Source organism: Aerococcaceae bacterium zg-252, assembly GCA_016237705.1.
Lineage (GTDB): Bacteria > Bacillota > Bacilli > Lactobacillales > Aerococcaceae > Globicatella > Globicatella yangjingiae.
This window is the reverse complement of record CP066204.1, coordinates 1,826,616-1,851,303: the sequence shown is the minus strand read 5'-3', so window position 1 is coordinate 1,851,303 and position 24,688 is coordinate 1,826,616. Positions and strand designations below refer to the sequence as shown.

General features: G+C 36.1%; 25 protein-coding genes and 1 other annotated feature. Of the genes, 18 read left to right on the top strand and 7 right to left on the bottom strand.

Annotation, left to right across the window (positions count from 1 at the left end; all coding sequences use genetic code 11):
• Nucleotides 1–10: 10 nt before the first annotated feature.
• The 3 genes from JDW14_08670 to JDW14_08660 form a co-directional block, all read right to left on the bottom strand.
• On the bottom strand, nucleotides 11–697 hold the full coding sequence (locus tag JDW14_08670; protein ID QQD65355.1) for a prepilin peptidase: 687 nt from the start codon (nucleotides 695–697) through the stop codon (nucleotides 11–13).
• Between the two features lie 186 nt (nucleotides 698–883).
• A complete protein-coding gene (locus JDW14_08665) occupies nucleotides 884–1,063 on the bottom strand; it encodes a DUF1904 family protein (GenBank protein ID QQD65354.1) in 180 nt (59 codons plus the stop codon).
• 21 nt (nucleotides 1,064–1,084) lie between these two features.
• Nucleotides 1,085–2,242 carry an aminotransferase class I/II-fold pyridoxal phosphate-dependent enzyme gene (locus JDW14_08660; protein ID QQD65353.1) on the bottom strand — a complete coding sequence of 386 codons (1,158 nt, stop codon included), beginning with the start codon at nucleotides 2,240–2,242 and terminating at the stop codon, nucleotides 1,085–1,087.
• Nucleotides 2,243–2,434: 192 nt separating this feature from the next.
• Nucleotides 2,435–2,686 (top strand) — a binding site (T-box leader).
• Between the two features lie 88 nt (nucleotides 2,687–2,774).
• Here JDW14_08660 and JDW14_08655 point away from each other — a divergent pair.
• From JDW14_08655 to JDW14_08630, 6 genes are all read left to right on the top strand, one after another.
• On the top strand, nucleotides 2,775–3,842 hold the full coding sequence (locus JDW14_08655) for an ATP-binding cassette domain-containing protein (GenBank protein QQD65352.1): 1,068 nt from the start codon (nucleotides 2,775–2,777) through the stop codon (nucleotides 3,840–3,842).
• Nucleotides 3,842–4,531 (top strand): ABC transporter permease, encoded by a 690-nt coding sequence (locus JDW14_08650; GenBank protein QQD65351.1) that lies wholly within the window; start codon nucleotides 3,842–3,844, stop codon nucleotides 4,529–4,531. The genes JDW14_08655 and JDW14_08650 overlap by 1 nt, the downstream gene beginning before the upstream one ends.
• Nucleotides 4,532–4,598: 67 nt before the next feature.
• Nucleotides 4,599–5,456 (top strand): MetQ/NlpA family ABC transporter substrate-binding protein, encoded by an 858-nt coding sequence (locus JDW14_08645; GenBank protein ID QQD65350.1) that lies wholly within the window; start codon nucleotides 4,599–4,601, stop codon nucleotides 5,454–5,456.
• Between the two features lie 22 nt (nucleotides 5,457–5,478).
• Nucleotides 5,479–6,321 carry a MetQ/NlpA family ABC transporter substrate-binding protein gene (locus JDW14_08640; GenBank protein ID QQD65349.1) on the top strand — a complete coding sequence of 281 codons (843 nt, stop codon included), beginning with the start codon at nucleotides 5,479–5,481 and terminating at the stop codon, nucleotides 6,319–6,321.
• 76 nt (nucleotides 6,322–6,397) lie between these two features.
• Nucleotides 6,398–7,270, top strand: coding sequence for a GNAT family N-acetyltransferase (locus tag JDW14_08635; GenBank protein QQD65348.1), 873 nt, complete (start codon nucleotides 6,398–6,400; stop codon nucleotides 7,268–7,270).
• Nucleotides 7,271–7,449: 179 nt separating this feature from the next.
• The gene (locus JDW14_08630; GenBank protein ID QQD65347.1) at nucleotides 7,450–8,472 is read left to right on the top strand and encodes a sugar kinase; all 1,023 of its coding nucleotides are present in this window, start codon (nucleotides 7,450–7,452) and stop codon (nucleotides 8,470–8,472) included.
• Between the two features lie 90 nt (nucleotides 8,473–8,562).
• On the opposite strand, the gene JDW14_08625 is transcribed toward JDW14_08630, so the two are convergent.
• Both JDW14_08625 and JDW14_08620 read right to left on the bottom strand, forming a co-directional pair.
• On the bottom strand, nucleotides 8,563–9,960 hold the full coding sequence (locus JDW14_08625) for an HD domain-containing protein (protein ID QQD65346.1): 1,398 nt from the start codon (nucleotides 9,958–9,960) through the stop codon (nucleotides 8,563–8,565).
• A 15-nt stretch (nucleotides 9,961–9,975) separates the two neighbouring features.
• Nucleotides 9,976–10,812 carry a hypothetical protein gene (locus JDW14_08620; protein ID QQD65345.1) on the bottom strand — a complete coding sequence of 279 codons (837 nt, stop codon included), beginning with the start codon at nucleotides 10,810–10,812 and terminating at the stop codon, nucleotides 9,976–9,978.
• A gap of 157 nt (nucleotides 10,813–10,969) precedes the next feature.
• Here JDW14_08620 and JDW14_08615 point away from each other — a divergent pair, with 157 nt between their 5' ends.
• The 3 genes from JDW14_08615 to fba all read left to right on the top strand — a co-directional run bounded on the left by JDW14_08615 (nucleotide 10,970) and on the right by fba (nucleotide 13,118).
• The gene (locus tag JDW14_08615) at nucleotides 10,970–11,365 is read left to right on the top strand and encodes a DUF1934 family protein (protein QQD65344.1); all 396 of its coding nucleotides are present in this window, start codon (nucleotides 10,970–10,972) and stop codon (nucleotides 11,363–11,365) included.
• Between the two features lie 42 nt (nucleotides 11,366–11,407).
• Entirely contained in the window at nucleotides 11,408–12,046 is a 639-nt protein-coding gene (rpoE, locus tag JDW14_08610) for a DNA-directed RNA polymerase subunit delta (protein ID QQD65343.1), read from the top strand.
• Between the two features lie 214 nt (nucleotides 12,047–12,260).
• Nucleotides 12,261–13,118 (top strand): class II fructose-1,6-bisphosphate aldolase, encoded by an 858-nt coding sequence (gene fba, locus JDW14_08605; GenBank protein QQD65342.1) that lies wholly within the window; start codon nucleotides 12,261–12,263, stop codon nucleotides 13,116–13,118.
• A 151-nt stretch (nucleotides 13,119–13,269) separates the two neighbouring features.
• Here fba and JDW14_08600 read toward each other — a convergent pair whose 3' ends face one another.
• Nucleotides 13,270–15,228 carry an ABC-F family ATP-binding cassette domain-containing protein gene (locus JDW14_08600; protein ID QQD65341.1) on the bottom strand — a complete coding sequence of 653 codons (1,959 nt, stop codon included), beginning with the start codon at nucleotides 15,226–15,228 and terminating at the stop codon, nucleotides 13,270–13,272.
• Between the two features lie 249 nt (nucleotides 15,229–15,477).
• On the opposite strand from JDW14_08600, the gene rapZ reads away from it, so the two are divergent.
• From rapZ to whiA, 3 genes are read left to right on the top strand one after another with little or no spacing between them, the layout of a single operon-like run.
• Nucleotides 15,478–16,365 (top strand): RNase adapter RapZ, encoded by an 888-nt coding sequence (gene rapZ / locus JDW14_08595; GenBank protein QQD65340.1) that lies wholly within the window; start codon nucleotides 15,478–15,480, stop codon nucleotides 16,363–16,365.
• Nucleotides 16,362–17,372, top strand: coding sequence for a YvcK family protein (locus tag JDW14_08590; protein QQD65339.1), 1,011 nt, complete (start codon nucleotides 16,362–16,364; stop codon nucleotides 17,370–17,372). The genes rapZ and JDW14_08590 overlap by 4 nt, the downstream gene beginning before the upstream one ends.
• A gap of 29 nt (nucleotides 17,373–17,401) precedes the next feature.
• The gene (gene whiA / locus JDW14_08585) at nucleotides 17,402–18,331 is read left to right on the top strand and encodes a DNA-binding protein WhiA (protein ID QQD66543.1); all 930 of its coding nucleotides are present in this window, start codon (nucleotides 17,402–17,404) and stop codon (nucleotides 18,329–18,331) included.
• 124 nt (nucleotides 18,332–18,455) lie between these two features.
• Here whiA and JDW14_08580 read toward each other — a convergent pair whose 3' ends face one another.
• Nucleotides 18,456–18,857 (bottom strand): single-stranded DNA-binding protein, encoded by a 402-nt coding sequence (locus tag JDW14_08580; GenBank protein QQD65338.1) that lies wholly within the window; start codon nucleotides 18,855–18,857, stop codon nucleotides 18,456–18,458.
• 157 nt (nucleotides 18,858–19,014) lie between these two features.
• Here JDW14_08580 and JDW14_08575 point away from each other — a divergent pair, with 157 nt between their 5' ends.
• The 6 genes from JDW14_08575 to JDW14_08550 all read left to right on the top strand — a co-directional run bounded on the left by JDW14_08575 (nucleotide 19,015) and on the right by JDW14_08550 (nucleotide 24,511).
• Complete coding sequence (locus JDW14_08575; GenBank protein ID QQD65337.1) at nucleotides 19,015–19,728, top strand: response regulator transcription factor; 714 nt, start codon at nucleotides 19,015–19,017, stop codon at nucleotides 19,726–19,728.
• Nucleotide 19,729: 1 nt separating this feature from the next.
• On the top strand, nucleotides 19,730–21,139 hold the full coding sequence (locus tag JDW14_08570) for a HAMP domain-containing histidine kinase (protein ID QQD65336.1): 1,410 nt from the start codon (nucleotides 19,730–19,732) through the stop codon (nucleotides 21,137–21,139).
• A 95-nt stretch (nucleotides 21,140–21,234) separates the two neighbouring features.
• Complete coding sequence (locus JDW14_08565) at nucleotides 21,235–22,278, top strand: hypothetical protein (GenBank protein QQD65335.1); 1,044 nt, start codon at nucleotides 21,235–21,237, stop codon at nucleotides 22,276–22,278.
• A gap of 89 nt (nucleotides 22,279–22,367) precedes the next feature.
• Nucleotides 22,368–23,042, top strand: coding sequence for an NAD(P)H-dependent oxidoreductase (locus tag JDW14_08560; protein ID QQD65334.1), 675 nt, complete (start codon nucleotides 22,368–22,370; stop codon nucleotides 23,040–23,042).
• A gap of 4 nt (nucleotides 23,043–23,046) precedes the next feature.
• Nucleotides 23,047–23,211, top strand: coding sequence for a hypothetical protein (locus tag JDW14_08555; protein QQD65333.1), 165 nt, complete (start codon nucleotides 23,047–23,049; stop codon nucleotides 23,209–23,211).
• A gap of 31 nt (nucleotides 23,212–23,242) precedes the next feature.
• Nucleotides 23,243–24,511: a tyrosine--tRNA ligase gene (locus JDW14_08550; GenBank protein QQD66542.1), complete on the top strand. Its 1,269-nt coding sequence runs from the start codon at nucleotides 23,243–23,245 to the stop codon at nucleotides 24,509–24,511.
• Nucleotides 24,512–24,688 lie beyond the last annotated feature (177 nt).

Here is a 24,688-nt window from a genome sequence, read left to right as displayed (position 1 = left end):
CCCAACTTTTTTATTGATAGGCAAATAATAATGCTACAACATATCCTGTTACAATACAAGGAATAAAGGGAATGACGGTTTGCGTAGAGTGACCTAATTGTTTGCGTACGGCAATCCATATTAAGCCTGTCATGGAAGATGTAGCCAATAATATCGGTATTGCTTGAACGGGTAATGTGAGTGACAATATAGCAAATAATTTACTGTCAGCACCCCCTAACCAATTAGGACGTATCAAAATAATGCTCTCTAGTATGAGCCATAAACAGAGTGAAAACAATAGATTTTGTGGGTATAAAGAGTATAGGTAAACAGATAAAATAAACGAAATGAATAGCATTATCCATGTCACTTCTAAATAAACTAAATCATAAATAGCGAGTAGTAGTAGCCAACTCACTAGTATTGATACAACTATCGCATGCGAAATGCTGAGTGAGATTAGGACAGGATACAGCAATATAAAGAGTAGACTGCACCAAAGTTCAATTAAAAGATAGTGATGTGAAATGGAACGGTGGCAGCAAGGAGTTTTACGATAGATAATCGCTGAAAATATTGGAATGAGCTGCGACCATTTTAATGGAGTATGACAGAAATCACAGTGTGAGCGTCGTGAATGAAAGAGGGTACGGTGTTCGCAAATAAAGGTATAAAAAGAACCTAAAATAGCTCCTGAACAAAATAGTATTAACATACGTTGCTTCCCCCAAAACTTGTATTCTATAAAGATAGATACACGTTTAGAGCTGAAAAAACTTGTAACTAGAATAAAATTGGGACTGGGAAGAAAGTCCATAGATTTCAACAAATCGCATTGAAGATACTAATCTTATCATTCGATTTGCCAGAACTTTTGACTTTTTTCCCAGTCCCTGTTTGATTAATTTGACTCTTTTTCAGGACGGAAATAATTTTCTTTTTTCATATCTTGAAAAATAATATGAATATTTTCTTTTGGGGCATTGGCATGCTTTGAGATAGTCTCACGAATTTCTTGAGCTATTTTCTCTTTTACTTCTTGACTGCGTCCTTCTAATAATTCGATATGAACAAATGGCATGGTTCAATTCATTCCTTTCGTTTACGCATGATATTGACGTACAAATGTTTCGATACGTTCCATAGCAGCTTGAAGTTGTTCCATGCTGGCAGCGTAACTCATTCTAAAGTGTTGTCTACCAGCTATACCGAATGCAGAACCCGGAGTGACACCGACTTTGCCTTCGTGAGCGAGTGCCAAACAAAATTCTACATCATCACCGTCAAACCAATCCGGCACTTTAACGAATAAATAAAAGGCACCTTGTGGGTGTAATGTTTCGATGTTTAATTTGGCAAATGCGTCCATTAAGAAATCACGACGTTGTTTATAAATTTGTTTCATTTCTTCAATGGCATCATCACCATGGTCGTAGGCTGCAATACTCGCATATTGCATTTGCGAATTTGGTGTGTTAACCATTGCTTGATGTACTTTAAACACTTGATTGATTAATGATTCAGGCCCTGCAATACAGCCACTACGCCAACCTGTCATCGCATGCGATTTAGATAGACCATTAATTAATAATGTTCGCCCAGGTAATAGGCTAGCAAAGGATACATGCTTGTGTTCATAAGTTAATTCAGCATATATTTCATCTGAGATGACCCATAAGTCATACTTTTCAATAATTGGAACTAATGCAGTTAATTGTTCCAATGTATAAGTAATACCTGTTGGGTTAGACGGATGATTTAATAAGAGCACTTTTGTTTCAGGATGTGCTTTTAAAGTATTTTCAAGTAGTTCAGGGGTCAAGATAAAATTCGTTTCACTGACGTCGACAGCGACCATTTCAGCATGAGCTAATTGTACTTGAGTTGAATAAATCACATAGTTTGGTGACGGCGTAATTACTTTATCACCCGGATTAAGTAATGATAATAGTGTCGCAAATAAAGCAGCCGTCGGGCCAGCAGATACAATAATTTCGGTATCGGCCGCATAATCTAATTGATATTTACGTTTTAAATAACGTGAAATGGCTTGACGTAATGGTAATAAGCCTCTGGAATGTGTATAGCCATTCAAATTAGAATTAATAGCATCAATTGCTGCCTGTTTAATAAATTCTGGCGTTGCAAAATCAGGTTCACCCAATGCTAACGGAATTAAATTTTGAATATTGCTAATTTTATCATTAAATGAACGAATTGGACTCGACTGGAGTTTTTCTAGTTGAACATTTATATTCATTCATCCACCTTCTTTCTTATGTATTTGTACCGTCATTGTATCATAAATGTGGCAAAATAACATTTGATAAGGAAAAATTATAGTGTCTTTATTAACAATGGTGTTACCTATAACCCATAATAATAATCGTGTATTACTCGAGTCATTGACTCAAGGGCAAATATGGGCTATTCTAAACAAGTAAATTAAATAATCAATGCGATGAAGTGAAGAGTAAATAAATGATTTGTTTTTAGAGAGCGCAAGTAAGGTGAAATTGCGTAACAGATATTTATTGAAGATGGTCACAGAGCAAGTTAGTCTGAATGCATAAGCAATAAGATTAGCCGGGTACTACCGTTAAAATGGCACAGTATAAACAATTGATTTGTACTGGTTGAGATCAAATATGTGAGTATTTGATGAATAAAGGTGGAACCACGAAGTAATGCTCTCGTCCTTTAAGACAGGGCTTTTTATTTTTGCTTACAGGGGACACTGGAAAAGTACCTAGTTGGCATTATAAGATTATTTTGAGATAGGAGGAGATTGAGTGATTGAATTAACAGACATTGATGTCGTGTTTAAACAACAAGACCGAGTTGTGACAGCTGTACAAGATGTTAATTTATCAATTGAACGAGGCGAAATATTTGGAATTGTCGGCTACAGTGGTGCCGGTAAAAGTACATTAGTTCGTACGATTAATTTATTACAACGACCAACTTCAGGTAAGGTAATAGTAAATGGACAATCTTTATTGGATTTAACAACCCCTGAATTACGACAAGCACGTAAAAAAATCGGAATGATTTTTCAGCATTTTAACTTAATGGAGTCACGAACTATTTTTGAAAATGTAGCGTATCCTTTAAAGGGAAGCGGCTTATCGAAAAGTCAAGTGGCGGAAAAAGTTGCGGAGTTACTAAGTTTAGTAGGATTGAAAGAGAAATCAGATAGCTATCCTAAACAATTATCTGGTGGACAAAAACAACGTGTCGCAATTGCCAGAGCATTAGCGAATGATCCGGATGTTTTATTGTGTGATGAGGCAACGAGTGCGTTAGATCCGAAGACAACGAGTGCGATTTTAGCCTTATTAAAAGAACTTAATGAAAAACTGAATTTAACGATTGTGATTATTACTCATGAAATGGGTGTTGTAAAAGATTTATGTGATCGTGTCGCTGTTATGGAAAATGGACGTGTGTTAGAACAAGGAACAATTTTAGAAATCTTTACACGACCACAAAAACCATTAACAAAAGAGTTTATTGATACTGCTACTCATTTCGATCAAGAAATTGAGTTAGTATTGAAACATCCAGAAACGATTCGGATTAGTCAAGATAGTGAATTAGCCAGATTGACTTATACCGGAGAAGAAACGACGCAACCATTTATTACTTCTTTAATTAAAGAATTTGGATTGGAAATTAATATTTTATACGGACACATTGAAATTATTCAAAATACACCGGTTGGAAATTTGTTGGTTGCCTTAAAAGGAGAACCTGAGCAAATACGCCTAGCGAAACAGTATCTCAATGAACATCGAGTGAGTGTTGACTCCGTACAGGTGATATTCCAACATTATTTGCAAAAGGAGGGTGTTAATTAATGCAAGCATTGATTCAATGGTATGCAAATCATTTTCCGAATGCGTTTGATTTAAATGATGAAATTATCGCAGCAACATGGGAAACTATTTACATGTTAGGATTGACGATTGTATTTGCTGGAGTTTTAGGGCTATTATTTGGGGTCATCATTACGGTCACTCATGAGGGTGGTATTTTAGAAAATAAAGTGGTGTACAAAGCACTGGATACATTGATAAATATTTTCCGGTCAATTCCGTTTATTATCTTATTAGCGTTATTGATTAATGTTACACGCTTTATTGTCGGACGCACAATTGGTTCAACAGCAGCGAGTGTTCCGATTATTATTGCGACTATTCCATTTTTTGCAAGGCAGGTTGAAATTGCCTTGTTAGAAGTAGATGCCGGAGTAGTTGAAGCAGCTCAAGCTATGGGGTCTAGCCCACTGGATATTATCTTCCGTGTTTATTTACGAGAGGGATTGCCAGCATTACTTCGTGTTAGTGCATCGACAGTCATTAATGTGATTGGCTTAACGGCTATGGCAGGTGTTGTCGGTGGTGGTGGACTAGGAACAATTGCGATTGCTCGTGGGTATAATCGTAGTCGAATGGATGTTATTTTAGTCGCTACGTTTTTAATATTAGTGATTGTGTTTATCAGTCAAGTAATCTTTAATTGGATAATCAAAAAAATAGAACATTAATAAAACAGGGTGCTCTGAAGTAGATATCAGACTAACTCGAATGAATTAAAATTAGGAGGAAATTAATATGAAAAATTGGATTAAATTTAGTGCAGCATTATTAGCAGCAGGGGCATTTGCAGCTCCATTAGTATCAGCAGAAGAGAAATCTTTTGAGGGTGAAAAAGTTACGGTAGGTCTTGTTTCTGGGCCAGCTGAAGATGTGTGGAAAGTTGTTTCTGAAAAAGCAGCTAAAGACGGTATTGAAATCGAAGTCGTATTATTTACAGACTACAACCAACCGAATGAAGCTTTACAAAATGGGTCAATTGACTTAAATGCTTTCCAACACGTTGCCTTTTTAAATAACTGGAATGATTCAAACAAAGGTGATTTGACACCACTAGGCTTTACTTTTGTATCACCGTTTGGTATTTACTCAAATAAAGTAGCTAGCTTAGACGAATTACAAGACGGTGCAACAATTGCGATTCCAAATGACCCAACAAATGGTGGACGTGCGATTTTAGCATTACAATTAGCTGGTATTATTGAAGTAGACCAATCAAAAGGTGTGTTAGTGACGCCAAATGATATTACAAGCAATCCTAAAAACTTAAAATTTGAAGAATTAGATGCAGCACAATTAGCAGCTGTTTTACCAGATGTTGATGCAGCAGCAATCAATACGAACTTTGCTACTGACGCTGGATTGAAATTAAGTGATGCGATTTTCGTAGATGCTGATTACCCTGATAAATTAAATGAAGCATATAAAAACGTGATTGCAGCGAAAAAAGAAAATGCTGAAAATCCATTATTTAAAAAGATTGTAGAATACTATCAAACAGAAGAAGTAGCACAAGCCTTATTTGATACAACAAATGGTGGCGACAAACCAGCTTGGGAAAATGCACCAGTTATTAAAGAATCTAAGAAAAACTAATTAAGAAAAGAGGATATAAATTATGAAATTCAATTGGAAAAAATTAAGTATCGCAACAATCGCAACAATTTTAACGGCTGGTGTATTACCAGTAGCACATGCAGAAGACAAACCATTTGAAAATTCAACTGTAACTGTAGGGGTTGCAGGTGATGATGAAGTTAAAGTATGGGAATATGTAGCAGAAAAAGCAGCTAAAGAAGGCATTAAAATCGAAGTAACATTATTCAATGATTACGTGCAACCAAACGTAGCTGTAGCCAATGGCTCATTAGATTTAAATGCGTTCCAACATATTGCTTACTTAAATGAGTGGAATAAAGAAAATAAAGAAAACTTACAACCAATCGGCTTTACCTATGTATCGCCAATGGGTATTTACTCAGAAAAAGTAAAAGATTTAGCAGACTTACCTGAAGGTGCAACGATTGCGATTCCGAATGACCCAACAAATGGTGGACGTGCATTGTTAACTTTAGAGTTAGCTGGTGTGATTGAAGTTGATGATGCGGCAGGAATCTTACCGACTGTTAAAGATATTACAAAAAATGAGAAAAACTTCAAATTTGAAGAGTTAGATGCTGCACAAGTACCAGCTGCTTTAGCAGATGTGGATGCTGCTGTAATTAACACTAACTATGCGTTAGATAATAATTTATCAATTAAAGATGCTGTTTTCTCAGATGTTGAAAAATTAGCAGAAGTAAGTGAATCTTATAAAAACGCAGTTGTTGCTCGCGAAGATAAAGCGAAAGAAGAATTATTCTTACATGTAGTTTCTCTATACCAATCAGATGATGTTGCAGAGAAAATTGCCGAAATTACTAAAGGTGCGAATATCGCAGCTTGGACAAATGAAAATTAATTAGTAAGCATTAAGAGAGTAGCTGGTGGCTGCTCTCTTTTTATGTGATATAATGTGGGCGGATTGGAGTGATAATATGCAAATTATTCAATACGAGCAGCTGACTTTAGAGCAGCAACAAATGATGCGAGTGTTAGAAAGAGTGGTGCAGTCCCATGACCAGACAAAGAGACAGATTTATTTATCGAATCAATACAATGCAAATCTTTCAATGCCGTATGCCTTTTTGGCTGCTGAAGATGGCCAACTCATCGGTTTTGCAGTGATTTATGCTGAAGACGATGAAGTGGCTGAAATATCGCTATTAGTACACCCTAATTATCGGCAACGTGGTGTGGCAACGCAGTTGATTCAATCGGTAAAGGTAGTTTGTTCGCAGTATCAGCTCACTAAAATTATTTTTAATACGGAAAAACGCTTTATGCAAAATAATTCAGAATGGGCGAAAAAATATTATATTGATGCTGGCAGTGTCAATGAGTATTTAATGGAATGGCAGCGACAGGATATGTACAGTGCTGAACAGGGAAGTCGAGTGGATGTTTCGGTAGCTACATTGACAGATTGTGACAGTATCGCAAAGGGATTGGCACAAGCATTTGAGAGTACGGAAGAAATTGAACGACGTTACGCTTTGGAAAGTATTCGAGATGCTGATACGATTCAATATGTAGTCAAAGATTTACAACAACAGATTGTAGGGGTTTGCTCAGTGGATTGTCGTATTGAGAACTTATATTATTTATTTGCTCTATGTATTTTTCCGAAGTTTCAAAGAAAGGGATATGGACGTGAAGCAGTTAAACAAATCATTGCGTTACTACAAGAACAGGATTCAAAGGCTAAAATAAAATTGGCAGTTGAAGTTGATAATGAGGCAGCGATACATTTGTATCAACAATGTGGCTTTAAACGGATTGCTGAACTAGTTGCGCTTGTGGAAAAATAGGTCAATAAGAGAAATTAAGTGAATTAACATCGGAGTGATTGCTTAATTAATTGAATACTTATTGGGAATAAGATGTGTTATACTATTTGTATAATAAAGTCACCCATGTTTGTTATTGAAATAAATTGAAAGTGCAATTACATGGCTATGATAAAAGTCATAAAGGAGTCGATGTAGAAATGAAAGTACTAACATTTGGTGAAATGATGTTAAGATTGAAAACACCTAATAATGAACGTATTTTGCAGGCGCAGAGTTTTGAAGCGAGTTATGGTGGAGCAGAAGCTAATGTAGCGATTTCTCTTGCTGTATTAGGAAATGAAGTTGCCTATTTGTCTAAGTTTCCACGTAATCTCTTGGGGACAGCAGCAGAAAATACATTAAAAAAATATGGTGTGGATACGAGTAAACTGTTAAAAGGCGAGGGACGTTTAGGGACTTACTATTTTGAAAAAGGTGCCAGTGTTCGTTCTACTAATGTTATTTACGACCGAAAAGGAAGTGTACTGGAGCAAGCGAAAGCTGATGAGTTTGATTGGAAGACTATTTTTGCAGATGTTGATTACTTCTATCTTTCTGGTATTACACCTGCAATATCGAAAGAAATGCAAAAAGCGTGTTTAGCAGCGTGTTTGTATTGTAAAGAACAGAATATCCCGATTGCACTAGATTTAAACTATCGTAGCAAAATGTGGTCAACGCAGGAAGCACAGGAAGTAATATCAATAATAATGCAATATGTGACGATTTGTATGGCTCATGATGAGGATTTTGAAGCGACACTTGGAATTAAAGCATTTGATGGGGATAGTTCTCGTGGAATCAACCAAAAAGAAACTTTTAAATCAGCTATGCGTGAAGTGCAGCAAAGATTTCCTAATATAAAAATGGTTGCTAGCGTTTTACGGAATATCTACTCAGTTGAAGACAGCCAATGGAGTGGGCTATTGCTCAAAGATGATACTTTTTATGAAACTTCAATTTATGATGTCCATGTCATGGAGGGAGTTGCAGCAGGGGATGCTTTTGGTGCTGGTTTGCTGCATGGTATTTTGCATCAATATGATAATCAAAAATTGATAGACTTTGCCTTGAGTGCCAGTGTTTTAAAATTAACTATTACTGGTGATTTAAATTTGGTTTCAGAGGCAGAAATTATGGCTGCTATGAATACGAATGCTGCTACGAGATTATCACGTTAATTAAAGTGTGTGAGCAAGACGCTGACATATTTTCATAAAAACGCTGAAAAAGAGAGTCCAACTTTTTCAGCGCTTTCAGCAGTGTTAATATTAAAATAGGCGTTCCTGCACATAAAAATTACGGTCGTTATAGTCAGTTGTGTAGGTGACCAAAATCATTCGTTGATTATCGTCTAATTCATCAGCCGGAATCTGTTCAAGTTTCTCAATTAGTTGCTGAGGGAAATACAATCGTAAATCTCCCTTAAATTTACCAGCGAGTGAATTGACTAAGGCGCTGACTTGTGATAATTCAACAAGTTTATTCGTTTTAGAAAGTAATTCAATTTGAGTGCGTTGTTTGTTTTGATTTGGACGATAGTAGTCGTATGGTAAATCAAAACTACTATTAAGTCCAAAGTAATACTCGGGGTCGAATCCATGCAGCATCATTTGCTCTTCTAAGGCAATCGATAGTGGTTCTGCATCGTTCTCGCTAATAATCAATGATTTAAACGGCTTACGATTGACGAAGCGGTAAGCTAAGTCTGATAATATCGCATCGTCTTCATGTACCCACATAGAAAAATAGGTACTCATCACATGGTCATCTAAATGTAAATAATCGGATAATGTCCAGTTTCCCTCTAAAAATGGCTTGAGCAAACCAGACGGTTGTTTCATTTGCTGTTCGTTTTCGATATAACATAATTTGGCACGATGAAGTAAGCTTTTCAGTACTTGTTCCATGCCACGTGACACGCCATGGAAATATACTTGCATGTACATTTGATAGCGGCTGACAATATAGTCTTCTACTGCGTGCATTCCGGAATAGTCAAAGGTAATTTGATTGTTATACGGACGAATTACACGTAAAATACGGGTTAAATCAAAGGTTCCATAACTAACGCCAGCATAATAAGCATCTCGTAGTAGGTAATCCATACGGTCGGCATCTACTTGACTACTAATAATTTGAACCACTTGTTGATTCGGATAGGTTTTATTGATAACAGCTGCCACTTTTTTAGGAAAATCATCGCCAAAATATTTGAGCACTTGATTAATCTCTGTTTCAGGTGACGTAATAATTTGTTGTGTTAACTGCTCATGGTCAGTATTAAAAATCCCCTCAAAAGTATGTGAGAAAGGACCATGACCAATGTCATGCAATAATGCTGCACATAAGCTAACCATGTATTCATCGGTCTGCCATAGTCCGTCATTAGCTTGAACAGACGGATATTGGCGCTCGAATTTATCAATGATGCGACGTGTAATCTCATATACTCCTAGCGAATGATTGAAACGAGAATGTTCAGCACCATGGAATGTAAAGGAAGATGTCCCTAATTGTTTGATGCGACGAAGTCGTTGAAATTCACGTGTATCGATTAATTTTAAAATAATAGCATCATGAATATGAATATAACCATGAACAGGGTCACGAAATACTTTTTCCCGCTTCAATTTTTGTGCAGCTACTTTTTCTAAAAAATCACTCATGACTAAAGCCTCTTTCTAAAATAATGATTGGTTTCGTTGTTCAGATTTCTGTAACATTGATTGAAATAGTGTTGATTGAGCTAAATGGCTTGTTTCCAGTGTTTGAATCGGACGCTGTTGTGAAATCGTATCGAGTAACAAACGTTCGAATGATTCGACTGTAAATGGAGCGTCAACAAAATCGTTGACTGTTGCCATAACGGCAGCTTGAACATCTGGATAATCGTTTGTTGCAGCACTTCGTTGATAGAAGTCATGAATTAAATTTGCACGATTTAATTGATTGCCATTGACGCTAATATAAGCAGCAGTTGCGACTCCATTTTTAAAACGACGTTGTGCAATGCCACCAATTTTTTGTTGATTAATGACTATATCATATTTACCGGGGCAATAAGATTGTGGTACTTCGTAGCTTTCGACCGCTAATCCAAATGGTAGCAGTGCATTACGAATCCAATAAATCATTTGTTCATATGCCTCATCGATTGATAGTGGACAGTGTGTGGTATCACTAATATAGGAAATATTTAAGGTTCCTGGGTCACTGACAACAGCTAAACCACCATGTGCACGTAAAATTGGTACATGCTGTTGCTGTAGTAAAAATTGAATACCGTCACTTAATTGATTTAGCTTTGTATCTTTAGGACCAAGGATGACTGTCGGCTGTTCTATATGATACGTATGAATAATGCCATAGGGTGGAGTAGCCTGATTCGTTTTGTTTAGCTCCTGAATATACCGGATAAAAGTATCTTGCCAAGCTAGACATTCCGTTCCAGCTGCAATATGATTTCCTGAACCAATTGATGTATAGAGCCACTGATGTGCATTAAAAAATTCAAGCATGAGATTCTCCTTGTTCATAAAAATATTGCTATTAAAGCTATTATAGCAAATTATTTGAGTTTTACACTATTATCTATTAAGAAATTCGATTATAATTGAAGAATAAGAGTTTTTTTCGAGGTGTCTTAATAGACAAAGGAATCAAGGGAGTGAATCGGTGGAAAAGAAGAAAACCTTTATAGAAGTCCAGCAAAAAGTACGTGATATGGAAACGAAACAAGTAGAAGTATTTAAACATCAGACAGAAGCGATGTGGTATGAACTTTCAACCTTTAGTAAAATTGTCTATCAGGATGCACAAAATCAGACAGTTGAAGTAAAATGGATGCCAAACCAATCTCATCTTGAAATCAAGTATGGGCAGAACCGATTTATGTTTGATATAAATCATTCTACGTCGATGTTGTATGCTACAGCTCAAGGGCAAATTCCTTTAGTGGTAGTGACCAAGCAACTAACAATCCGACAAAATCGCTTATCAGTCACGTATCAACTTCTTTCTGGTGAAGAAGTAATGGGACAATACGAATTTCAATTGATTTATCGTAGATAAATCGGTAATATAATAAAGTACAAAGAAAAAGGAAGTGATTCAATGGAATTAAAGGCATTTGAAGGACAAAACCTTGAAGAATTATCTTTAATTGAAGTAGCACATGAAATTCTCGTTCAAAAAGGTGATGTTATTGAATTTAATGAATTATTATTAATGATTCAAGAATTTCTTAAATTAGATGAGTCAGCATTAGAACAGAATATGGTTCGTTTTTATACTGACTTGAATATTGACGGACGTTTCATTTCGTTAGGTGAAAACCGTTGGGGATTACGTTTATGGTATCCAATTGATTCAATCGATGAAGAAACCATCACATCAGCTGAAGAGGAAGCTCCAAAACGTCGCCGTAAAAAACGTAAAATTAATGCGTTTGGTGATGATGAGGATATGATTGATTACAATGATGATGATCCAGAAGACGGCGAAAGCTATGATGAAGACGAAGACTTTGATGAAGATAGTGATATGGATGATATCGCTGACGTTGTCGCAGCTGAAGATTTAGATGACGACGATGAAGATGAAGAATTAGAAGTTTACGCAAGTGATTTATCGAATTTTGACGATGAAATCGATGAAGATGCTGAATTTGAAAACGAAGATGATGAAGAAGATGATGAAGAATTAGACGAATACGATGATGAGTATGAGGATGATGAATTCGAAGACGAATAGTTAATTCTTTCATTCGATTTTTTGAATAGCATGTGGCTTAGATGAAGCTGCATGCTATTTTTTAATAGGAAAGTGCATTGTATGCGATTTAATAGAAAAAAGTTTGCGATAGAAATAACAAATAAGTAATTTAACTAGCGTTCTACTAGGAAATCAAGTATAATGTAATGGAAATAAGTAACTATTTCTAGTTAAATTCAAGGAGGAAACATACATGACTCGTTTAGTAAGTATGACAGAAATGTTGAATAAAGCAAAAGAAGGAAAATATGCAGTTGGTCAATTCAACATCAATAACTTAGAATGGACTCAAGCTATTTTAAAAGCTGCAGTTGAAAATAACTCTCCAGTAATCTTAGGTGTATCTGAAGGTGCTGGTAAATATATGGGTGGACCAGTTGCGGTTGCAGGTATGGTTAATGGTTTATTAGAATCAATGGATGTAAAAGTACCGGTTGCATTACATCTTGACCATGGTTCATCAGTAGAATCTTGTAAAGCATATATCGATGCTGGTTTCAGTTCTGTTATGTATGACCACTCACACTTCCCAATCGATGAAAACATTGAATTGACAAAAGAAGTTGTCGCTTACGCTCATGCTGTAGGTGCTTCAGTTGAAGCTGAAGTTGGTACTGTAGGGGGAGAAGAAGACGGCGTTATCGGTGGTGTTAAATACGCTGACTTAGAAGAATGTAAACGTATGGTTTCAGAAGCAGGTATTGATGCGTTGGCAGCTGCTTTAGGTTCAGTTCATGGTACTTATGCTGGTGAACCAGTATTAGGTTTTGATGAAATGAAAGCTATCTCTGAAGCAACTGGTGCACCATTAGTATTACATGGTGGTTCAGGTATTCCAGAACATCAAATTAAAAAAGCGATTGAATTAGGTCATGCTAAAATCAATGTAAACACTGAATTACAACAACAATGGACTGCTGCAGTTCGTGAAAAATTAAATTCAGACGCAAAAGTATACGATCCACGTAAAGTTATCGCACCAGGTCATGATGCAATTGTTAAAACAACAAAAGAAATCATGGACATGTTTGGATCTACAGGTAAGGCTTAATCGATTAAAAGTATGTAAAAATATCCCATAGAGACACGGTTGTGATAGTGTCTCTATGGGAATTTTTGTAGTGTACTCTGATATTAAAATTTATGTGCGCATGAGTAGAGTATCCGTTTATGGATGAGGAACAATGTATCCTCTCACCAAACTACATATTCTTTTCGAACTCATCTAATTCCATACTAGCAACTTCCCACTGGTTCATCGAATCCTCGTAGTCTGCTTCAAGTTTAGCCAATGATGTGTTGAGAGCCATGAGTTTAGATTGGTCATTCTCCAATGAAGCAGCTGCCATGGCTGAATGAATCTCGTTGATTTTTGTTTCGAGCAGTGTTACCTTTTCATAGAGTGAATCGACTAGTTGTGCCAATCGACGCAGTTCACGTTTTTGTTGCTTAGATTCTTCATAGGATAGTTGTGCTTTGCCTGCCGATACTTCAGATAAGTTTTCAACTATGTTGTTTTCGGATTTGTTTTTGGCTAATAGCTCTAGCTCTTCTTTTTTCGTTAAGTAGTAATCATAATCACCTAAGTATAGCTGTGCTCCTGTTGGCGTTATTTCTAATATTTTAGTCGCCACTCGGTTAATGAAATATCGGTCGTGCGAAACAAAGATTAATGTGCCGTCAAATTCAATTAAGGCTTGTTCCAACACTTCTTTGCTATCAATATCCAAATGGTTGGTAGGTTCATCTAAAATTAAGGTATTGTCATGATTTGCAGCGAGTAAGGCTAAAGTTAACCTTGCTTTTTCACCACCACTGAGCATGGAAACTTTTTTATCGACACTCTCTCCACTAAACAGAAAACTTCCTAAAATACTGCGAATAATCCATTCATCTGTAGTATCATGTGCACGCCATAAGGTTTCTAAAACAGATAAATTGGGATCTAATTGATTAATATTTTGTGAATAGTAACCAATAGAAACTCCAGTACCGATTGTTACAGTTCCATGCAACAAAGGTAATTCACCAATAATCGTTTTGAGAAAGGTTGATTTTCCAATGCCGTTCGGTCCCACGATAGCAATAGCATCTTGTTTTTTGACTTGTAAATCAAGCTGTTGTGCAATAACATTTTTTTGATAGCCAATCGTTAAATGGTCAGCCTGTAAAACTTGGTCCCCACTTTCTTTATTCGTTATAAATTGTATGCGAGGTGCTTTTTGATCTTGTTGAGGTTTTTCGAGACGTGTAATTTTTTCTAATTGTTTTCGACGACTTTGAGCACGTTTAGTGGTTGAAGCACGAACGATGTTCTTTTGAATAAAATCTTCGAGTTTCGCAATGGTGACTTGTTGCTTTTGATATTCTTTCCAGGCTTGTTCTAATCTCGCTTCTTTTTCAAGGATATAGTAGGAATAATTGCCTTTGTATAGGTGTAAGGTGTTTTGTCGTAATTCAATAACTTGATTCGCTACTTTATCTAAGAAATATCGGTCATGTGATACGATGAGTAGAGCCCCTTTATAGCCGACAAGATAAGTTTCTAGCCAAGCGAGTGTCTGCATATCTAAATGGTTGGTTGGCTCGTCGAGAATGAGTAAGTCATAATCCATTAATAATATTTGTGCTAAGGCAAGTCTTGTTTTTTGTCCCCCTGATAATGATTGAACAGGTGTTTGGTAATCTTCTTCGTAAAATTGAAATCCATGTAAAACTGTGCGAATTTCAGATTCAATGGCATAAGCATTTTTTTCAGTCAAGGCTTCTTGAAGACGGTCGTACTGCGTTAATGCTGTTTGATAAGCTGGAGTATGTGGCTCGTCTGATAATTGAGCTAATTGTTCAGCTGCAAGTTGTGCTTGGTCACGCAATGCGAGTGTGTTAGAAAAGGTTGAAAGCATTTCTTCCCAAATAGTTTTATTGGAATCAATCGCCACATGCTGTTCTAAATAACCAATTTTCAATCCTTTAGCTTTTGAAATAGTACCAGAAGAAAGTGGTTCTTCTCCCATAATTTGTTTTAATAAAGTGGATTTTCCGGTTCCATTGCGTCCAACTAAAGCAATTCGATCTCTTGTTTGAATATTAAATGAAATATTTTCATATAAAGTTTCATCTGCAAATCGACGGGCAATGTCGTTAGCTTGAAGTAATATCATAAATATAGTTCTCCTAAAATATCATAATCTATCCTCATCATTATACCAAAGATAAAACCGAGACGGCAAAATTTTTGAAAGTTATCATAGGGCAATTAATTGAAAATTAAAACGACTGAATTACAAGAAGTGTGCAAGTTGTCATTTTATAAGACCAGCAATTGCTATTATTTAAATAACTTGCGTAAAATACGACAACACTTCCGGGAATGTGGTATACTGTATGAAAAAAGGAAATGAGGCGATTTTATGTCAGATGCGCTAGAATTAGTTATTATCACTGGGATGAGTGGCGCAGGAAAAACTGTCGCTGTACAAAGTTTTGAAGATTTAGGATACTACTGTGTGGATAATATGCCACCGAGTTTATTACCGACATTTTGGGAATTGATAAAGGAATCCGGGAAAATTACAAAAATTGCATTAGTGATTGATTTAAGATCGCGAGCATTTTTTGATGAATTAACACAAGTGATTTCTAAGATGAATAATACGCAAATGATTACTTCTAAAATTCTATTTTTAGAAGCAGACGACCAAGTGTTGGTTTCACGATATAAAGAAACACGACGTAATCATCCATTGGCTGTTCAAGGGCGTGTAAGTGAAGGGGTTCATTTAGAGCGTGAAATGTTGCGAGATTTACGTAGCCGTGCTCAAGTTATTATTAATACAAGTGAAATAACGCCACGTCAGTTACGTGAACAATTAATGGATAAATTTGCAGCAGATAATCAATCGACTTTCCATGTGCAAGTGGTATCATTTGGTTTTAAATATGGTGCTCCGATTGATGCAGATGTGTTGATGGATGTACGATTTTTACCGAATCCTCATTATATTGATGAGTTGCGACCAAAAACAGGCTTGGATGCTGAAGTGTATGATTATGTGATGAAGCAACCTGAAACACAAGTTTTTTATTCTAAATTTATCGATTTAATTGAATATTGTTTGCCGGGTTATAAAAAAGAAGGCAAATCAAGCGTAGTAATCGGAATTGGATGTACTGGGGGGCAACATCGTTCGATTGCTTTAGCAGAACGTGTGGGAAATCACTTGAAAAATAGTGGCTATGATACAACAATATCGCATCGTGATCGTTTTAAAAAGAAAGAAAGTGTTGTTCGATCATGAGTGGGAAATATAAAGTAGTGGTAATTGGTGGTGGGACTGGCTTACCAGTTATTTTAAAAGGATTAAAAAATTTAGATGCTCAAATTACTGCAGTTGTAACAGTAGCAGATGACGGTGGGAGTAGCGGTGTTATCCGAGATTATATTAACGTCGTTCCACCAGGAGATATTCGGAACTGTATGGTTGCTTTGGCTGAAGCTGATGATTTATTGTTAGATGTGTTTCAATATCGATTTGATAGTGATGATGCATTTTTGGCAGGGCATGCGATTGGTAATTTATTAATTGCTGCTCTTAAAGAAATGCGTGGTTCTTTGGACGAGTCGATTAGTATACTTTCAAATTTTTTAGGAGTAAAAGGGCAAATATTGCCAGCTGCACAAGAACCATTGGTGTTAAATGCTCTATTTGAAGACGGTACGATTGCAGTAGGGGAATCTCAGATTGCAAAGCATCGGAAAAAAATTAAAGAAGTGAGTGTGACAACACGTTTGGGTGAACAAGCAGAATTTGCTAGTCCGAAAGTGGTGCAAGCAATTATGGATGCAGACATGATTGTTTTAGGGCCTGGAAGTTTGTACACAAGTATTTTGCCGAATTTGATGATTAAAGAAATTGGAGAAGCAGTACGAGAAACGACGGCAGAGATAGTCTACATTTGCAATATTATGACGCAATTAGGCGAAACAGAAAATTTCTCTGATGCTGATCATGTACAAGTGTTACATCAACATTTAGGTGGACAATACATTGATACGGTATTAGTGAATATTGCTGAAGTTCCCCATGAATATATTATCAGTCAACCGAATGAAGAGTATTTGTTGCAGGTTAATCATGATTTCCAACGTTTACGTAATGAAAATGTTCGTGTGATTTCAAATAGTTTCTTGAGTATGAAAAATGGAGGAGCTTATCATGATACGGATTTGGTAGTCGATGAGTTGGCACATTTGTTAAATACGCATAAGCTATATAAGCAGACCAAAGAATCAGGTGTTGAATAAAGAGATGCCTGTTAAGAGAGGTGATGTACGTGACATTTGCGTCTGAAGTAAAAAAAGAGTGTACGTTAATTGAAGTACATCGTGAGCACGCAAAAGCAGAGTTAACAGCTTTAATTCGTATGAATGGTGCTGTTAGTATTTATCAGCAAGCATTAATATTGAATATACAGAGTGAGAATGCGGCCATTGCACGTCGTATTTACACGTTGTTTAAAGAGCATTTTTCACTGGATAGTGAACTGATTGTACGACGTAAAATGAAGTTGAAAAAAAATAATGTCTATATTGTGCGTTGCCGACAAAATGTGAGAGAAGTATTAGAAGCACTGGATATTTTTGACGGGATGTTCATTCGTGCCGAAGTATCGGAAGACATTATGAATAGTGACCAGAAGAAACGTTCTTATTTACGTGGTGCTTTTATGGCAGCAGGGTCTGTTAATAATCCGGAAGCAAATAGTTATCATCTTGAAATCTATTCAAATTATGAATCACATAATGAAAATATTTGTCAGATGATGAATGATTTTAATTTACATGCACGAACGATCGCGAGACGTAATGGGTATATTACTTATATCAAAGAAGCTGAGAAAATTGCTGACTTTTTAGCGGTTATTGGTGCTAATAGTGCTGTGTTAAAATTTGAAGATATTCGTATCGTTCGAGATATGCGTAATTCCGTTAATCGTTTGGTGAATTGTGAAAATGCCAATTTAAACAAAGTGGTTGAAGCAGCCAATCGTCAACGAGAAGCGATAGAAAAAATTCAGCAGAAAAAAGGCTTGGATTATTTGCCAGAAAAATTGCGAACAATGGCTCAATTTCGTCTGGATAATCCAGATATGGGTTTGAAAGAATTAGGGGACTTAATACCAGGTGGACCAATCTCGAAGTCGGGGGTTAATCATCGTTTGCGTAAATTAGTACAAATAGCAAATGAACTGGGTGATGATTAGATAGGTACTTTGGTTGATTTTGGAGAGTGAAGTTCATTTGAGAAGTGCCAGTCCATTGTGATTCTGAATAGAACGGATAAAGGGATTGGCACTTGTCTGCAAAATGATTTTTAATTTAATAGCGTTAGGTTTCAATCGTATCAAATGGTAATGACTCTAGTTCTGAGGGGATTTCAGAAAATTGTGGGGCAGTTTGTTGAGATGCGGTGCTCATACGATCGAGTAAGGTGATTTCTTGGACGACACATTCCAATATTTGACGTGGTTGATTGTCACTATTAGTGTATGAACGACTTTGCATGCGGCCTTGAATCGCAATGCGTTGGCCTTTTTGACAATATTTTTGTAAGATAGAGGCTTGTTGGTCCCAAGCAACAAAGGGAATAAAATCAGTAGCTAATTCACCGTTTTTATCACGTTGTTTGCGCGGGACTGCGAGTGAGTTGTTGACTACTTGGTGATGTTCATTTAGGGATTTGCTTTGAATATCACGTACAATACGGCCGATAAAATTTACTTGATTCATTGAATCAGTCCTTTCCAAAAATTGTTATAACTTCTAAGAATAATTACACAAAAAAAGTTAAAAATGCTTTTTTATTGAATGAATAATCGTGTAGTTGCCCAGAAATAGTTGTTGGATAAAGATAAGTAGTATGGAACATTGAAAGGGGTTGTAAAAAATGAAAATAATCATGATTGAAGATAATGAGTCCGTAACTGAAATGATGGGGATGTTTTTTGAAAAAGAAGGCTTTGAAGCGAGTTTTTATCATGATGGTTTAGAAGGATTTCAAGCGTATGAACAAAATCCAGCTAATTGGGATTTGGCTATTTTAGATATTAATTTACCGTCAATGGACGGTATTCAAATTTGTCGTAAGATGCGTGCTATTTCGCAAACTTTTCCGATTATTATGTTAACAGCACAAGATTCAGAAAGTGATCAAGTGATTGGTCTTGAAATGGGGGCGGATGATTATGTCACGAAGCCATTTAGTCCGTTAACTTTGTTAGCTCGTATGAAAGCCTTACATCGTCGTACGCATGCGATTGATGAACAGGGTGCGACAGATAGAAATGATAGTGAATTTGATATTCGGACTAATGCGATTAAGATTAATACTTCAAATCGAGAGGCGTATTATCGTGATGCAGTAATTGAAAATTTAACGCCGAAAGAATTTGAATTGCTAGCGATGTTCGCAAAATATCCTAAACGAGTCTTTAGTCGTGACCAATTATTAAAGAGTATATGGGAAGATCCGTTTTTTGGCGATGAACGAACAGTAGATGCTCATATCAAAAAATTAAGACAAAAAATTGAGTTGGTAGGGCCACAAGTAATTCAAACTGTTTGGGGTGTCGGCTATAAATACGAAGAAGTAGGGGACTAACATGAAGTTGTTGTGGCAACAAATTCTTAGTGTGATGTCTGTATTGCTTGTTGCATTAGGGTTAAGTGCATTCTTAATTAGTAGTTATATGTCTAACCAAATTATAGAACAAAAGCAGAAACAATTAGTTGCTTATGGCACGAATATTGTTGCGAATAAATTTACACGAAAAGACTTAGAACGAGTAACCAAGTTGATGGCAAATGATGATATTGTCATTCAAGTCTATTTAGCAGACGGTACGGTTATTTATCCGTCATACGATCAACGTAATAAGTTGCAACTCTCTCAAGAGCAATTAGAACGTATTACTAATGATGAAACGATTGGGATTCAAAGAAGTTTTCGTTACAATCGAGATGAGCAGCGTGTCAGTATGGCAACGGTATATGTTTCGAATAAAGGGGGATACAGTGAGTTTCCAGAAGGATTTATTAGTATCGGAGCTCCTCTATCTGATTTAGACGAGCAAGTGCGTGCAGTTCAACATAATATTATGTTTGCATTTTTAATATCAGCTGCTATTGGAATTACCATGGCAGTGGTATATGCAATGTATCAAGTGAAACGTATCAAACGACTTCAATTAGCGACTGAAGAAATTATTTCTGGCAATTATCAACTGACACTCAATACACAAAATCAAGATGAATTTGGTGATTTAGCACGGGATTTTCAACACATGGCAGATGCTTTGCGTAAGTCGGAAGAAGAAATTCAACGGCAGGAAAATATTCGCCGGCAAATGATGATGGATGCTGCTCATGAAATGCGAACGCCATTAACGACCATGAGCGGTGTGTTAGAGGGCTTGCAGTATGATTTAATTCCAGAAAATCAAAAAGAACGCAGTTTAGCTTTGATTATGAAAGAAACACAGCGTTTAATTCGTTTGGTAAATGAGAATTTAGATTATGAAAAAATTCGTAATCGACAAATTGTGCTCAAAAAACAGCCATTAAATGTAAAACAATTGTTAGAGCAAATTCAAACGCAATTGTTGACAAAAGCAGAACAAAAGGGTATTCAGATTATTGTTGATGCAGAATCACAATTGACGGTTTGTGCAGATTATGATCGTATGATTCAAATATTGATTAATATCGTTACTAATGCGATTCAATTTTCAGAGAATGCACCGGTTAGGCTCATAGGGCAGGCGGTAGATAAGGGTATTTTGATTAAAGTTGAGGACAATGGTATTGGTATTGATGCTGAACAAGTAGAAAATATTTGGGAAAGATTTTATAAAGCGGATATTTCTCGAAAAAACACTAAATTTGGAGAGTCAGGTATTGGTTTGGCAGTTGTAAAATCATTGGTTGAGGCACATGAGGGGTGGATTCGAGTGGAGAGTCATCTAGGTAAAGGCACAACTTTTATTATGTATTTTCCACATGCTGAATCGTAATGAATCGTAAAATTGATATGAATACCGTTATGGTTTACATTTTTGGAGTAGACTGATATTCTTATTAAGAAAAATAAAACAGATAGGAGATGTCGATGAAAAAAGTTATTAAATTTTTGATTGTCATAGTTTTATCGCTTATCTTAGTCGGATTGTTAAAGATATATTCTCAACGGAGTGCAGTTAAAGAACCGATGAGTCTTGAAAATAATCAAGTACAAATGATTGAACAATTATTAGATAAAGTCGAGGCTTTTTATGCTAATCCCCAAGAAAAAACATTTTTAAGAGCAGAGGAAATTCAAGCAGAAGAACTTGAAATAATCAAAACAGAAGTAGCAAAACTAAATACGTCAACTGCTGAAAAAAATAAGGTTTTATCAGAATTAATGATTGTTGAATGGAAAAGAGAGGCACAAAATGCACTTAATGCTATCTACATAGGGGCTAATTCGAATGAACCTGTTATTAAAGGAGAAACTGTTCAGGAAGAACGGCAATTAGTAGATTCATTAACATCGGAGCAACTTCAACAATTGGAGCAACAATTTATTAATAAAGTTCCGCAACGGGTATCTGAAAATAATGATGATGAAATGAAACAAGACGCATTTATTGATTTGATTCGTGAGATGCTTGAAAAAGCTAAGGAACAAGTCGAAGCGTATGACAAAGCTGTTTCATTATTGGAAGATGTACAAAAAATTGCGATTGAAGACGGACAGATTGGTAATATAGCGAAGAAAATGCGTGAATTTGAGGCAGCACAAAAAAATGTAACGGATAAAGGTATGGTTCCTAAAGTTAAAGTGCAAGTCGAACGCTATTTGGGTAAGTTTTTAGCTAGCTTTACTGAAATTGCACAAGAAATTCCGGGCTACTATGACATTGCTAAAGTAGCGGTAGAACCATCTGTGTTCTTAACAGAATTATTGAATAAAAATCAAGCTGCTTTCATTCAAACGACTGAAGCAGAATTCGAAACAGTTATTGAATATGTAGAGGTTGAAACCGTAAGAGAAACGGCTCCGATTATTACAGAATCGGTAGAGCCACCGGTTTCTTCGGAAAGTGCAGCTGATACAAATACTGGAGTAGACGAAAATCCGATTGAGAATAATGAAGAAACGCAAGAATAATTATGAGCAGGTAGAGGAGGCGGTAAAGCATCGTCTTCATGCTACCTGCTATTCATATATTTTTAGTCAACTATATTGGGGGTGAAATGATGACCGAAATTCATACATTGTGTATTGTGGCTCATCCAGCGATTGAAGAATCGGGTAGTCAGCAATTTCTTATTCAAACAGGGAAAAGCATTACCCACACAGAGTATATTGATTTGGCAAAATTGGATTCAAGCAAAGCAAAGATTGACTTCTCAAAATATCATCAAATTATCTTCCAGTTTCCACTGTATTGGTATCAAGCACCTGCTATTTTAAAAAAATGGATAGATGAAAATTGGCATTTATATAGCAAGGCAGAATTGGCTGGCAAGACAATGGGTGTTGTGGTGATTGTAGGTCAAAAAGCACAGCGTTATCAATTAGGTGGAACAGAGGGGCGGTCAATTTCAGAATTATTGGTTAGTTTTGAATTGATTGCTAAGTATTCTCAGATGCGATTTAAACCTATTTTTCCAATTTATCAATTTCATTATTTGACGGAAAAGCAGAAAGTGAAATTGTTGTGGCGATATGGTTATTATTTAGAGCATTTAGACGCAGGTGATTTTATGAGTATGCAACGATATATTTTAAATCGAGCGCATCAGTTAACGGAGTCGGAATTATCGTTTACTAGTGATGCTCAAAAAATGCAATGGGAAATGTTTTTGCAAAAATTAGAGCATTCAGCCTATGCCATTGAAGAGATAGTGGATTTGAAAAAGGAATGGTAATATAATGTGGGAAGAACAATTGATAAACGAATTATCCACTCAAGCAAAAGATTATCCAACGAAAGCATTGTTAGAAGTATTACTTGAATTGTCGCAACAGCAGTGTGACAGGCTGGAATTATTGCAGGATGAAATCGACGGTAAAATGTGGAGCCCTGCAGAGTGGTAAAAATAGTCAAAGTAAAAAGGAGAGAAGAATGATGTCAATTATTGAAGAATTAGAGTGGCGTGGAGCGATTAATCAGCAAACAGATGCAGACGGATTAAAAAAATTAACTAAAGAAAAATCAATTGGTTTATATTGTGGGGTCGATCCAACGGGAGATTCGATGCATATCGGACATTTAATTCCGTTCATGGTGTTGAAAAGATTTCAATTAGCCGGACATAAACCAGTTGTTTTGATTGGTGGGGCAACCGGTTCGATTGGCGATCCAAGTGGACGAACAAGCGAACGTTCATTGCAAACGATGGACGTTGTGAATGAAAATGCTCGTAAATTAGCTGCTCAAATGGATAAACTGTTTTTAAAAGGTGATGTTGCAGCGAGTGGTTTTAGAATTGTAAACAATCATGACTGGCTCAGTACGATTACTTTATTAGATTTTTTACGTGATTACGGAAAACATTTTAATATTAATACAATGTTAGCAAAAGATGTTGTAGCGAGCCGTCTTGAAAATGGGATTTCCTTTACGGAATTTTCGTATCAAATTTTACAGTCAATTGACTTTGCTTATTTGCATGAGCATCAAGATGTTCAATTGCAAATAGGTGGTGCAGATCAATGGGGGAATATTACATCTGGTTTGGATTATATTCGCCGTACACAAGGGCATGAACGAGAAGTTTACGGTTTAACAATACCTTTGATGTTAAAATCAGACGGAACTAAATTTGGGAAAACTGCCGGTGGAGCTGTATGGTTAGATCCAGAAAAAACAACACCATATGAATTTTACCAATTTTGGTTAAATCAAGCTGATGAAGATGTTGTTAAATTCTTAAAATACTTCACATTCTTATCAAAAGAAGAAATTGACGCATTAGAACAAGCAGTGAGAGATGCACCGCATGAGCGTTTGGCTCAAAGAACATTGGCTGAAGAAATCACAAAATTTGTGCATGGTGAAAAAGAATTAGAAGATGCACAACAGATTACAGCAGCACTGTTTTCTGGGGATATTCGTAGCTTGACAGAAAAACAAATCGAAACTGGTTTAAGTAATATGCCACAGTCTCAAGCTCCAAAAGCAGCGGCTAATTTAGCTGTATGGTTAGTTGATACTGGTATTGTTAAATCAAGGAGAGAAGCCCGTGAATTTATTAATAATGGTGCCATTTCATTGAATGGTGAGAAAATAACTGATGCAGAGGCTGAAGTTAGCGAAGAGCTAGCAATTGGTGGCAAATATATCGTGGTGCGTCGAGGTAAAAAACAATATCACTTAGTAACTTTAATAGATTAAAGAAATGATAGTTAAATAAAGTATAATCCGTATGGAATCCTTCTAAAAATAGGTATTTCATACGGAAATTTTTATATAAAACTTGATTACAGAACAATATTACAGCAAGGTTACAATCAAGATACGATTTATTGAAAAGCCACAAAAACAAAAAAAATTATGATAGTATAGTATCAG